Annotated in this window: 10 protein-coding genes; 8 read left to right on the top strand and 2 right to left on the bottom strand. The window is 62.3% G+C overall.

The features are described 5' to 3' along the window. Positions 1–124: 124 nt before the first annotated feature. The 5 genes from menD to menE are packed head-to-tail and all read left to right on the top strand — an operon-like array spanning position 125 to position 5793. Positions 125–1801, top strand: a complete 1677-nt coding sequence (gene menD, locus ATE40_RS13610) for a 2-succinyl-5-enolpyruvyl-6-hydroxy-3-cyclohexene-1-carboxylic-acid synthase (protein ID WP_025160173.1) — start codon at positions 125–127, stop codon at positions 1799–1801. After that, complete coding sequence (menH, locus tag ATE40_RS13605) at positions 1798–2568, top strand: 2-succinyl-6-hydroxy-2,4-cyclohexadiene-1-carboxylate synthase (RefSeq protein WP_063919778.1); 771 nt, start codon at positions 1798–1800, stop codon at positions 2566–2568. Before menD ends, menH begins: the two co-directional genes overlap by 4 nt. An 11-nt stretch (positions 2569–2579) precedes the next feature. Then, positions 2580–3437: a 1,4-dihydroxy-2-naphthoyl-CoA synthase gene (gene menB / locus ATE40_RS13600; protein ID WP_019453706.1), complete on the top strand. Its 858-nt coding sequence runs from the start codon at positions 2580–2582 to the stop codon at positions 3435–3437. After that, positions 3437–4420 carry an o-succinylbenzoate synthase gene (gene menC, locus ATE40_RS13595; protein ID WP_063919777.1) on the top strand — a complete coding sequence of 328 codons (984 nt, stop codon included), beginning with the start codon at positions 3437–3439 and terminating at the stop codon, positions 4418–4420. The genes menB and menC overlap by 1 nt, the downstream gene beginning before the upstream one ends. Next, positions 4408–5793 (top strand): o-succinylbenzoate--CoA ligase, encoded by a 1386-nt coding sequence (gene menE, locus ATE40_RS13590; RefSeq protein WP_063919776.1) that lies wholly within the window; start codon positions 4408–4410, stop codon positions 5791–5793. Before menC ends, menE begins: the two co-directional genes overlap by 13 nt. 43 nt (positions 5794–5836) lie before the next feature. Here the strand turns inward: menE and katA are convergent, their stop codons facing one another. After that, positions 5837–7273: a catalase KatA gene (gene katA, locus ATE40_RS13585; RefSeq protein ID WP_063919775.1), complete on the bottom strand. Its 1437-nt coding sequence runs from the start codon at positions 7271–7273 to the stop codon at positions 5837–5839. Positions 7274–7611: 338 nt separating this feature from the next. Here katA and ATE40_RS13580 point away from each other — a divergent pair, with 338 nt between their 5' ends. The 3 genes from ATE40_RS13580 (at position 7612) to ATE40_RS13570 (ending at position 11536) form a co-directional block, all read left to right on the top strand. Then, positions 7612–8151 carry a YfaZ family outer membrane protein gene (locus tag ATE40_RS13580; protein ID WP_019453702.1) on the top strand — a complete coding sequence of 180 codons (540 nt, stop codon included), beginning with the start codon at positions 7612–7614 and terminating at the stop codon, positions 8149–8151. A 201-nt stretch (positions 8152–8352) separates the two neighbouring features. Further along, positions 8353–10533 carry a TonB-dependent receptor gene (locus tag ATE40_RS13575; protein WP_156785431.1) on the top strand — a complete coding sequence of 727 codons (2181 nt, stop codon included), beginning with the start codon at positions 8353–8355 and terminating at the stop codon, positions 10531–10533. Positions 10534–10540: 7 nt separating this feature from the next. Then, the gene (locus tag ATE40_RS13570) at positions 10541–11536 is read left to right on the top strand and encodes an ABC transporter substrate-binding protein (RefSeq protein WP_177342841.1); all 996 of its coding nucleotides are present in this window, start codon (positions 10541–10543) and stop codon (positions 11534–11536) included. A gap of 34 nt (positions 11537–11570) precedes the next feature. Here the strand turns inward: ATE40_RS13570 and tyrP are convergent, their stop codons facing one another. Beyond that, complete coding sequence (gene tyrP / locus ATE40_RS13565; protein WP_063919773.1) at positions 11571–12779, bottom strand: tyrosine transporter TyrP; 1209 nt, start codon at positions 12777–12779, stop codon at positions 11571–11573. Positions 12780–12813: the final 34 nt, after the last annotated feature.

Below are 12813 nucleotides of genomic sequence, written 5' to 3'. Positions count from 1 at the left end.
GCGTTCTTGCGCTGGCGCAAAAGCCGTGAAAATAACACCTCATATAATACAGAGCGTAACTACAGGCGCGGCACCCGTCGGCTGCGCCGGAGACGATCTCTGCTAACTGACTTGTGAGCGAACTATGTCGACAAGTGTTTTTAATCGCCGGTGGGCGGCTGTGCTGCTCGAGGCGTTGGCCCGCCATGGGGTGCGGCATGTTTGTATCGCTCCGGGATCGCGCTCCACGCCGCTGACGCTGGCCGCTGCGGCTAACCCCTCTTTTGTTTGCCACACCCATTTTGATGAGCGCGGGCTCGGCCATCTGGCGCTCGGGCTGGCGAAGGCCGCGCGTGAACCGGTGGCGGTGATCGTCACGTCCGGCACCGCGGCGGCTAACCTTTATCCGGCTTTGATCGAAGCCGGCCTGACCGGTGAGCGGCTGGTGTTTCTCACCGCCGATCGGCCGCCGGAACTGATCGATTGCGGCGCCAATCAGGCGATCCGTCAGAACGGCCTCTACAGCAGCCATCCGACGCTGGCGATTGATTTGCCGCGTCCTACGCCGGATATTCCGGCCGCCTGGCTGGCCTCCAGCGTCGACAGCGCGATGGCGCGCTTGCAGCACGGCGCTTTGCATATCAACTGTCCGTTCGCCGAGCCGCTGTACGGCGGCGATGAGCTTAACCACGCTGACTGGTCCGCCGCATTGGGCGACTGGTGGCAGAGCGATCGGCCATGGCTGCGGGAAAGCGAGGCGCATGCGGCGCCGGCACCGCAGCCGGACTGGTTCTTCTGGCGGCAAAAGCGCGGCGTGGTGTTGGCCGGGCGCATGAGCGCGGAAGAGGGCGCGCGATTGGCCGACTGGGCCGAGACGCTGGGCTGGCCGCTGATCGGCGACGCGTTGTCGCAGACTGGGCAACCGCTGCCCTGCGCCGACTTGTGGCTCGCTCATCCACAGGCCCAACGCATGCTGAAAGACGCGCAGCTGGTGGTGCAGTTCGGCGGCAGCCTGACCGGCAAGCGCGTGCTGCAGTGGCAGGCACAGTGCCGGCCGGAAGAGTATTGGGTGATCGACGAGTTGCCTGGGCGGCTCGATCCGGCCCAGCATCGCGGCCGTCGCCTGCGCGCCAGCGTGGCGCAATGGTTGGCGCAACATCCGGCGCAGCCGCGCACACCGTGGGCCGCCGGGCTGACCGCGTTGGCGAGCCAGGCGCTGGCGGCCGCGTCCGCGCGTTTGCACGATAGCTTTGGCGAGGCGCAACTGGCGCACCGGCTACCGGAGCTGCTGCCAGAGAATGGCCAGCTGTTCCTCGGCAACAGCCTGGTGGTCCGGCTGATCGACGCGCTAACGCCATTGCCCGCCGCCTATCCGGTGTTCAGCAACCGCGGCGCCAGCGGCATCGATGGTCTGATCTCCACCGCCGCCGGCGTACAGCGCGCCACCGCCAAGCCGACGCTGGCGGTGGTGGGCGATCTTTCCGCCTTGTATGACCTCAATGCGCTGGCGCTGCTGCGTCAGTGCTCAGCGCCGACGGTGTTGATCGTCGTCAACAATAACGGTGGCCAAATTTTCTCGCTGCTGCCGACGCCGGAAGAGGAACGGCAGCGCTTTTACTGCATGCCGCAAAATGTCGAGTTCAGCCACGCGGCGGCGATGTTCCAACTGGGGTACGCGCGGCCGGAGAACTGGAGCCAACTGCAACAGGCGGTTGAACAAGGCTGGCGGCGCGGCGGCGCAACGATTATCGAACTGCAGGTGCCGCCGAGCGAAGGAGCCGAAAGCCTGCAATATCTGGTGCAACAGATGGCGGTGCAATGATGCTGGCGACGCGGGTTTTACAACAGGGCGAAGCGGGCCGGCCTTGGCTGGTGTGGCTGCACGGCCTGCTAGGCAACAGCAATGAGTGGCGGGTGATCGCCGCGCGCTGCCCGGAATGGCCATCGCTGGCTATCGATCTGCCCGGTCACGGCGATTCCGTGGCGGTGAGCTGCCGCGGCTTCGACGACATCAGCGCTCAGATCGCCGCCACGCTGCAGCTACGCAATATCGAACGCTATTGGCTGGTGGGCTACTCGCTCGGCGGGCGCATCGCCATGTATCACGCCTGCCATGGCCGCCACGACGGTCTGCAAGGCGTGCTGGTTGAGGGCGGCAATCCGGGGCTGGAGGACGCAGAACAGCGCCGCCATCGCTGCGAGCAGGATGCGCTGTGGGCGGCGCGCTTTCGCAGTGAGCCGATCGCCGAAGTTCTGGCGGACTGGTATCAACAGCCGGTGTTCAAAGAGCTTAGCCATGTGCATCGTCAGGCGCTGATCGGCGCGCGCTCGGTCAACAGCGGCCCGGCGATCGCCGATATGCTCGAAGCGACGTCGCTCGGGCGGCAACCTTACCTGGCGCCGCAGCTGAGCCAACTGACCGTACCGCTGCGGGTGCTGTGCGGTGAAAACGATCCCAAATTTCAACGGCTGGCGCGCGACGCCGGGTTGCCGTTGCGCATCGTGCCGCAGGCCGGCCACAACGCGCATCTGGCTAATCCGCAAGATTTCGTCGCCGAGCTGCAGACCTTTCTCGTTAACCCTGGTTAAAGGAACCGAACATGCTTTATCCGAATGAAGAACAGCTGTACGCCGCCATCGCCTGGCAGGATTGCACCGGCGATTTCGAAGACATCCTGTATCACAAGTCCGCCGACGGCATCGCCAAAATCACCATCAACCGGCCGCAGGTGCGCAATGCGTTTCGCCCGCAAACGGTCAAAGAGATGATCGACGCGCTGGCCAACGCCCGTTACGACGACGGCATCGGCGTGATTATTCTCACCGGCGCCGGCGATAAGGCCTTCTGCTCCGGCGGCGATCAGAAAGTGCGCGGCGACTACGGCGGCTATCGCGACGACAGCGGCGTACATCACCTCAACGTGCTGGACTTCCAGCGCCAGATCCGCACCTGCCCGAAACCGGTGGTGGCGATGGTGGCCGGCTACTCGATCGGCGGCGGCCATGTGCTGCACATGATGTGCGATCTGACCATTGCGGCGGATAACGCCATTTTCGGCCAGACCGGCCCGAAAGTCGGCTCGTTCGACGGCGGCTGGGGCGCGTCTTATATGGCGCGCATCGTCGGCCAGAAGAAGGCGCGCGAAATCTGGTTCCTGTGCCGCCAGTACGACGCCGCCGCCGCGCTGGACATGGGGCTGGTCAACACCGTGGTGCCGCTGGCCGAACTGGAGAAAGAGACGGTGCGCTGGTGCCGCGAAATGCTGCAGAATAGCCCGATGGCGCTGCGCTGCCTGAAGGCGGCGCTGAACGCCGACTGCGACGGCCAGGCCGGTTTGCAAGAGCTGGCGGGCAACGCCACCATGCTGTTCTACATGACCGACGAAGGGCAGGAAGGGCGCAACGCATTCAACGAGAAGCGTCAGCCGGACTTCAGCAAATTCAAGCGTAACCCGTAATGAACGGCGCGAACCGCAGCGCGGCGCTTTACCGTTACAGCCTGCCGATGGAGGCGGGCGTGGTGCTGCGCAATCAGCGGTTGAAAACGCGTGACGGATGGGTGGTGCAGCTGTGCCAGGGCGATCGTGAAGGCTGGGGAGAGATCGCGCCGCTGCCGGAGTTCAGCCGGGAAACGCTGGCGCAGGCCGAGCAGGCCGCATTGGAGTGGCTGCAGGCGTGGTTAGCGGGCAACGAACCGGATGATAGCGCGCTGCCCTCGGTGGCCTTTGGGCTCAGCTGCGCGATGGCCGAGCTGGAGCAGCGCTTGCCGACGCAGGCGGATTTCCGCAAGGCGCCGCTGTGCACCGGCGATCCGGACGAGCTGTTCGAAACCTTGAATGCCTTGCCGGGCGAGAAAGTCGCCAAGGTGAAAGTGGGGCTGTATGAGGCGGTACGCGACGGCATGATCGTCAACGTGCTGCTGGAGGCGCTGCCGGATCTGCGGCTGCGGCTGGACGCCAACCGCAGTTGGAGCCGCGCCAAAGCCGACGGCTTCGCCAGGTACGTCAACCCGGCGTGGCGCGATCGCATCGCCTTCCTGGAGGAGCCCTGCAAGACCCGTGATGAATCGCGCGATTTCGCCCGGGCGACCGGCATCGCCATCGCCTGGGATGAGAGCGTGCGTGAGGCGGACTTTGTGGTGCAGGCCGAGCCGGGCGTGGCGGCCATCGTGATCAAGCCGACGCTGGTCGGCAGCCTGACGCGCTGCCAGACACTGGTGGCGCAGGCGCACGCGGCGGGGCTGACGGCGGTGATCAGCTCCAGCATCGAATCCAGTCTGGGGTTGACCCAGCTGGCGCGCATCGCCCGCTGGCTGACGCCGGACATCGTGCCGGGGTTGGACACGCTGGGGTTAATGCAGGCGCAGGTGCTGCGTCCGTGGCCGGACAGTGCGTTGCCGCTGCTGGAGGTTTCGGCGCTGGAGTGCCTATGGCGCCGTTAAGCGATTGGCCGTGGCGGCACTGGGCGCGCCTTCAGCCGCAGGCGACGGCGCTGCTGCTCGGCGAACGGCCACTGAGCTGGCTGGCGTTGCAAAGCCAGGTGGATGAGCTGGCGGCGGATTTTCAGCACCAGGGCGTGGAGCCGGGGTGCGGCGTGGCGCTGAGCGGCAAAAACAGCTATCCGCTGCTGCTGGCCTATCTGGCGCTGCTGCAATGCGGCGCCCGTCTACTGCCGCTCAATCCCGCCTTGCCGACGCCGCTGTTGGCGCAGCTACTGCCTGAATTGGATATAACCTTTGCCTTCGGCCCGGATCCTTTGCCGGCGCTGCCGGAGGCGCTGATTCGGTTGACGCCGCCCTCGACCGAGCCGCGCTGTCCGAACCTGCCGGCGTGGGATGCGCAGCGTCTGGCGACGCTGACGTTGACCTCCGGCTCCAGCGGTATGCCGAAGGCGGCCGCGCACAGTTACGCCAACCATCTGGCCAGCGCCGACGGGGTGTTGCGGCTGATGGATTTCCAGCGTGAGGATTGCTGGCTGTTGTCATTGCCGCTGTATCACGTTTCCGGCCAGGGCATCGTCTGGCGCTGGCTGGCAGCGGGTGCCCGGTTGGCAGTGCGCGAGATGCACCCGCTGGCCGAGGCGCTGGCGGGATGCACGTATGCTTCGCTGGTACCGACGCAGCTTTGGCGGCTGCTGGCGCAACCGCTGACGGGCGTGACGCTGAAGGCAGTGCTGCTCGGTGGCGCGATGATCCCGGTCGAACTGACCGAACGGGCGGAAGCGGCAGGGATACGCTGCTGGTGCGGTTATGGGTTGACCGAACTCGCCTCCACGGTGTGCGCCAAGCGCGCCGATGCGCGGCCGGGCGTCGGTCTGCCGCTGAGCGGCCGCGAGATCAAACTGGTGGACGAGGAGGTCTGGATCCGCGCCGACAGCCTGGCGCTCGGCTACTGGTGTCATGGCCATGTGCGGCCGCTGGCCGATGAGCAGGGCTGGTTCGCGACCCGCGATCGCGGCGTGATGGCCGAAGGGGAGCTGCGCATTCTCGGCCGGCTGGACAACCTGTTTTTCAGCGGCGGCGAAGGGGTGCAACCGGAAGATATCGAACGCGTGCTGGCGGCGCATCCGCAGATCACGCAGGCGTTTGTGGTGCCGGCGGCGGATGCCGAATTCGGCCAGCGGCCGGTGGCGGTGATCGACGGCGACCCGTCGTTGTCGCTGGCGGTATTGCTCGCCTGGTCGCAGGATAAGCTGGCTAATTTCCAGCGTCCGATGGCGCTGTTTGCCTTGCCCGACGAGCTGAAAAGCGGCGGCATCAAGATTTCGCGCCGTCAGCTGCAGCAGTGGGTAGCGCAGCGTTTCTCTCAGACATAAAAAAGCCGCCCGACAGGGCGGCTGAGTTGATGACGGCAGGGGGTTACTTCAGCCCCAACGCCTTGGCGACGCCGGCGCCGTAGTCCGGGTGCACCTTGCTGAACAGCTCGACCTGCCGGCGCTGAATCTGTTCCGGCACCTGCGACAGCTCGCCGGCGATGCGGGTGAACATGCGCTGGTGCTCTTCGGCGCTCAGCAGGTTGAACAGCGCGCGCGGCTGGCTGTAGTAATCGTCGTCTTCACGATGATTCCAGTGGTCGGCCGCCCCCTCAATGCTCAACGGCGGTTCGCTGAAGTCCGGCTGCTCCTGGAACAGACCGAAGCTGTTCGGCTCGTAGGTGGCGCCGTTGCCGCTGTTGCCGTCCACGCGCATCGCACCGTCGCGATGATAGTTGTGGAACGGGCATTTGGCGCCGTTCACCGGGATCTGGTGGTGGTTGACGCCCAGGCGATAGCGGTGTGCATCCCCATACGAGAACAGGCGGCCCTGCAGCATTTTATCCGGCGAGAAGCTGATGCCCGGCACCACGTTGGCGGGGTTCATCGCCACCTGCTCGACCTCGGAGAAGTAGTTGTCGGGGTTGCGGTTGAGCTCGAAATAGCCGACGTCGATCAGCGGATAGTCGCCGTGCGGCCATACCTTGGTCAGATCGAACGGGTTATAGGGAGTCTGCGAGGCTTCATGTTCCGGCATGATCTGAATTTGCAGCTTCCAGCGCGGGAAGTCGCCGCGCTTGATCGCTTCGAACAGATCGCGCTGTGAGCTTTCGCGATCCTTGGCGATGATCGCTTCCGCCTCTTCATCCATCAGGTTTTCAATGCCTTGTTCGCAGCGGAAGTGGAATTTCACCCAGAAGCGCTCGTTGGCGGCATTGATAAAACTGAAGGTGTGGCTGCCGAAGCCGTGCATGTGGCGGTAGGACTTCGGAATGCCGCGATCGCTGAAGTCGATGGTCAGCTGATGCAGCGATTCAGGCAGGTGAGAGAAGAAGTCCCATTTGTACACCGGGTTGCGCAGGTTGGTATGCGGATCGCGTTTCACCACGTGGTTGAGATCGGGGAATTTCAGCGGATCGCGCAGATAGAACACCGGCGTATCGTTGCCCACCAAATCCCAGTTGCCTTCTTCGGTATAAAACTTCATGGCGAAGCCGCGAATATCGCGCTCGGCGTCGGCGGCACCGCGTTCACCGGCGACAGTGGAGAAGCGGATGAACATGTCGGTCTGTTTGCCGACCTCGGCGAAGATCTTGGCGCGGGTGTAGCGGGTAATGTCGTGGGTGACGGTAAAGGTGCCGTAGGCGCCCGATCCTTTGGCGTGCATGCGGCGCTCGGGGATGACCTCGCGGTCGAAGTGGGCCAGTTTTTCCAGGAACCACACGTCCTGCAACAACATTGGGCCGCGTTTGCCTGCGGTGATCACGTTATTGTTATCGACAACCGGGGCGCCGGCTGCGGTGGTCAGTCCTTTCTTGCTCATCACTTGCTCCTTATCGTAGTGCATTTAAGTAAAGACTCGGGCGGTTTAAGCGTTCATCAGCATAGTCCTTTGGCGGGGCTTTTTCCCCTGACCTTGGTCAAAGCCACTACTAGTTGTAGCCCTATTGCCGAGCGGCGGCAAATAGGTCTCGGTTATCGTTGGCATCGCCTTGACGAATATAGAGTGTTGTTTGCAAATATTTACATTTATTTGATTAATGAAGAATTTTTTCGCTTTTATCCCTTAAATCCTCATTGTGCTTTGGTATAGACTCGTGACGTTATTATTATGCGTTGATTCGATCATTCGGTACGGATGACAAACCAGAGGGAAAGATGATGAAAAAGACTTGGGTCGCGTGCGCGGCAGGATTGCTGTTTGTGACCGGCGCAGCGAACGCCATCAGCGTGTCGGGTGAGGCCGGGCAGCACTATACCAACCTGGGCTTCGGCATGAGCACCGGCTCTTCAGGTCTGGGCCTGACCGGCAACTGGGCGCGCAGCGACCACGACGGCAACGTCGGCAGCCTGGGCTTGAACTTCGGCGTGCCGCTGGGGCCGTTGACGGCGACCGTGGGCGGCAAAGCGCTGTACCTCAGCCCGAAAGACGGCAAGAGCGGCGGCGCGTTGGCGCTGGGCGGCGGCCTGGAGTGGGAAATCAACCGTTACTTCAGCCTGCACGGCGAAGGTTACTTTGCTCCTGAATCCTTCACCAGCGGCGTGAAGGCCTATAACGAAGCCAGCGGCGGCCTGCGCTGGAAGTTCCGTCCGTTGAGCGTGGACGTAGGCTACCGCTACATGAAGATGGAAGGCAAAGACGGGCGTCGTGACAACACCCTGGCCGATGGCCCTTATGTCGGTGTTGGTCTGAGCTTCTAACTCTGACGGACGGACTGCGGTCCGTCGCGTTCAGCGAATCCCTCGGTCATTGGCCGGGGGATTTTTTTTTGCGCCCTCCGTGGGGGCGTTCCTCTGGGAGCGTAACGATAATAGATTAAATTATTTAAAGATTCGGCGATCGGCATCGCCACGGGAGAGCACATGCCGTAAAATGCGTAATATAAATTATTATATAGCGATATGGACGTCATGGCTTACCGAAATCCTCTGGCGGCGCTGATGCCGCTGCTTGTCTCACTCTTTTCTTATGAAGCCGCCGCGGCGCAAGCCGATCATGAAGAGGTGTTGACCGTCACGGGCAGTGCGTTATCCCCCGCGACGCAAAGCGCGTCTGGCGCCGGTTTTAAAACGACGGATATTGAACTGGGGCCGTTGGGCGCCAGGGCGTGGCTCGATACGCCTTATTCCTCCACCACCGTAACCCAACCGATGATTAAAAATCAGCAGGCGAAAAGCGTCGCCGAGTTACTGAAATATTCACCGAGCACGCAAATGCAGGCACGCGGCGGCATGGACGTTGGGCGCCCTCAGAGCCGAGGCATGCAGGGCAGCGTAGTGGCGAACAGTCGGCTGAATGGGCTGAACATCGTCTCCACCACGGCCTTTCCCGTTGAAATGCTGGAGCGGCTGGATGTTCTCAACAGCCTGACCGGCGCCTTGTATGGCCCTGCGAGCCCGGCGGGGCAGTTCAACTTTGTGGCGAAACGCCCGACGCCGCAACCGCTACGCGAGGTGACGCTCGGGTATCAGAGCCGCAGCGCCTTCAGCGGCCATGTCGATCTCGGCGGCCACCTCGACGATGACAACAGATTCGGCTATCGCATCAATGCGCTCAACGAAGAGGGCGAAGGCAACGTTGACGACAGTACATTGCGTCGTCGGCTGTTGGCCGTGGCGTTCGACTGGAATATAAAGCCGGGCACGCAGCTGCAACTGGACGCCAGCCATTACGAATTCCTGCAAAAGGGTTACCCCGGTGGCTTCAGCTATGGGCCGAATGTCCCGCTGCCTTCCGCCCCCAATCCGCAGAATAAACATCTGGCGCTCGCAACGGCAGGTAACGATTTAACCACTGACACCCTCAGCACGCGGCTGATTCATTATTTCAATGACGATTGGTCAGTAACGGGCGGCGTAGGTTGGCAACAGGCGGATCGCGCCATGCGTTCGGTATCCAGCACCCTGCTCAACGGCGACGGCGACATCAAGCGGTCGATGAGCGACTCCAGCGCCTCGGGGCGATTTCGGGTATTGAGCAATACGCTGACGTTGAACGGCCATATCGATACCGGCTCGGTGGGGCATGAGTTGGCGCTCGCCACGACGGGCTATGTCTGGTCTATCTACAGCGGCAAAGGCGCCAGCCGGCGCTACGATTTGGGTATCGACAATATGTATCATCCGTCGGCGATGCATGAGCCGGACGACGGAAAGATCCCCAAGAACGGCGTGCGCTATAAATCCAGCGAGAACAGCCAGCAGAGCGTGACTTTCGGCGATACGATGACCTTCAATCCGCAGTGGTCGGCGATGCTCTATGTAAGCGAAAGCTGGTTGCAAACGCGCAATTACGGCGCCGACGGCAAGAAAATCGAAGAAGACAATCAGCAGGGTTTGAGCCCGAACGCGGCGTTGATGTACAAAATCACCCCGACGCTGATGGCTTATCTCAGCTATGCCGACTCGCTGGAGCAAGGTGGTACGGCCCCGCTGGGAGAAGGCGTGAAGAACGAAGGGCAGACGCTCAAGCCCTATCGCAGCCGGCAATATGAGATTGGCCTGAAAGCCGACGTCGGGGAGATGAACCTCGGCGCCGCGCTGTTCCGCCTCAAGCGGCCGTTCGCTTATGTTGACGCCGAAGACCGGGTGTACAAGGAGCAGGGCGAACAGGTGAACAATGGCCTGGAGTTGACGGCCGCCGGGCGCGTGCATGAAGGGCTGAGCCTGTTTGGCGGCGTCACGCTGCTCGATCCGCAACTGAAAGAGACGGCTTCCGACAGCACGCGCGGCAAGCGCGTGGTCGGCGTGCCGAAGGTGCAGGCCAATATGCTGGTGGAGTACAGCCTGCCGTCGATGCCGCAATGGGTCTATAGCGCCAACGTGCACTATACCGGCAAGCGAGCGGCGAACGACACCAACAGTGCCTGGGCTGACAGTTACACCACGCTGGACCTGGGAACCCGCTATGCTACCCGCATTCATTCCGTGCCTGCGACTTTGCGGCTGACGGTCAATAACGTCACGAACGAACATTACTGGGCCTCTATTTTCCCGTCGGGCACGGACGGGAACGGCGGGGCATCGAGCGCGTTTCTCGGCAGCGGCCGTGAAGTACGCGCATCCGTCACCTTTGACTTCTGAGGGCGCCATGAGAATCGTATCGTTGCCTGCATGGGTGCTGTTGGTTGGCGTGTTGTTTCATGGCGGTTTGTGGGCTGCGCCGCCTGCTGGCGAAGTGCGCATTGCCTCGCCGTGGCCTGCGCAAAACGCCATCATCGCGATGCTGGGCTATGGCGATAATATCGTCGGCACATCGAATGTCGCGAAACAGATCCCGCTGTTTCGCCAAAGCCTGCCGCGCATTGACGCTGTCCCGGCGGTGAGTGTGAATAGCGGACAAGAGTTGAATCCGGAACAAATCATCGCGCTTGGCACCCGGCTGCTGTTCGTGCCTGACAGCATGAAAGTGCCGCAATTGGATGTGCTCGAACGGGCCGGCGTACGCGTATTGGCGTTTAAAGCCAATTCGATGGCGGCGCTGCGCGCACGAGTGTTAAAAACGGGCGCCGCGCTGGGGCCGGATGCGCAGGTAAAAGCGCTGGCCTACGATCGCTATTTTTCTCGCAATGTGGCGCGCGTTGCCGAGCGACTGAAAGATTTACCGCCTGGGCAGCGCATTCGCGTTTATCACAGCATGGGCAATCCGTTGACCACCTCAGGTCGACCGTCGCTTAATCAGGATTGGATGGATCTGGCCGGCGCCGTCAACGTGGCGGAAACGTGGTTTGGCCTGAAAAAAGAGGGGGCGGGTGAGGTGGCGTTGGAGCAGATCGTGGCCGCCAATCCGCAGGTGATCGTGGCGATGAACAAGCGCGACGCCGAAGAGATACGCGCCTCTGCGCAATGGCGGGGCATCGATGCCGTTTTACAACATCGGGTCGTGGTCAATCCCAAGGGGATGTTCTGGTGGTGCCGCGAGACCAGCGAAGAGGCGCTGCAGTTTTTATGGTTGGCGAAAACGCTGTACCCGGCGCGTTTCGCCGACATTGACATGCGGGAAGAGACGAGAGATTTTTATCGGGCCTTTTTCGGTCTGTCGCTCAGCGCGGCGCAGATCGACGCTATTCTTAATCCACCCGCTTGAACAGATTCGGGGACCGAAACGGCCCCCGAATACGTTACCCTACCGCCGGCAGCATGCCGCTGGCGATGCCCAATTGGATGGCGATCACCGTAATCCCGCAGATAAACACCAACGCCAAGGCCGGAGTGCCGCCCCAGACGCGATACTGCGCCTGATGTTTCTGCCGCGTTTTCCACACCAGCAGCGAAGGCAGCAGCAACGCCAGTACCGACAGGGCGATGGCGGCGAACCCCAGCGCCAGCACGAAGCCTCGCGGATAGAACAGCGCGAAGGCCAGCGGCGGCAGGAAGGTGATGGCGCCGGTTTGCAGACGGCCGCGCACGTTGTCTTGACGTTTGAACAGGTCGGCCAGGAAATCGAACAGCCCGAGCGCCACACCGAGGAACGAGGTCGCCAACGCCAGATCGGCGAACAGGTGCACCGCCAGTTCAACGTGCGGCGAAGCGACCGCATCGCGCACCGCCTGTAACAGACCGTTCAACCCGGCTTGCTGCGCCAGAATGCCGACGAAAGTGTCGGAGCTGATGCTGCCCAGCGTCGCCAACTGCCAGAAGATATAGGCGATCAGCGGAATGGCGCTGCCGATGATGAACACCCAGCGCAGTTTGCGAATGTTGCCGCCCATGTAGTTGACGATGCTCGGCACGCTGCCGTGGAAGCCGAATGAGGTGAAGATCACCGGAATGGCCGACAGCGCCAGGCCTTGCTCCAGCGGCAACGTCAGCAGGTTGGTCTGGTGGATATTCGGCAACATCAGGCCGAGCATCACCACCAGGAACACCACCTTGGCGCTGAACAGGATGCGGTTGAACAAATCGACCGAGTGAGTGCCGATGCACACCACACCGCCAGCCACCAGGGTGAACAGCAGGACGCCGAGCGACACCGGGAAGTCCTGCGACGTCCATTGACTGATGCTGGTGGCGAGCAGTTCGCCGGCGCCGCTGATATAGGCGGCGGTGAGCGCGTACATCAGGAACATCATGCTGAAGCTGGTCAGCCACTGGCCGCCGCCGCCGAGATAACGTTTGGCGAGCGTGCCGAGACCGGTATCTGCTTGCTCATGCTGGTAAACCTCCACCAGCAGCAGCGCGGTGTAACACATCAACAGCCACAGCCCGACCAGTAAGGCCAGCGTGACGCCAAAGCCGACGCCGGCCGCCGCCAGCGGCATCGCCAGCATCCCGGCGCCAATGGTGGTGCCCGCCACGATAAAAACACTGCCAAGAGTGCGATTCTTCACGTTTTTTCTCTACCAGCCGAAAGATTTTGAAAAT

Source organism: Serratia surfactantfaciens (assembly GCF_001642805.2).
Classification (GTDB): Bacteria; Pseudomonadota; Gammaproteobacteria; order Enterobacterales; family Enterobacteriaceae; genus Serratia; species Serratia surfactantfaciens.
Note: the sequence above shows the minus strand (reverse complement) of the source record. Positions and strands in the feature narration are given on the sequence as shown.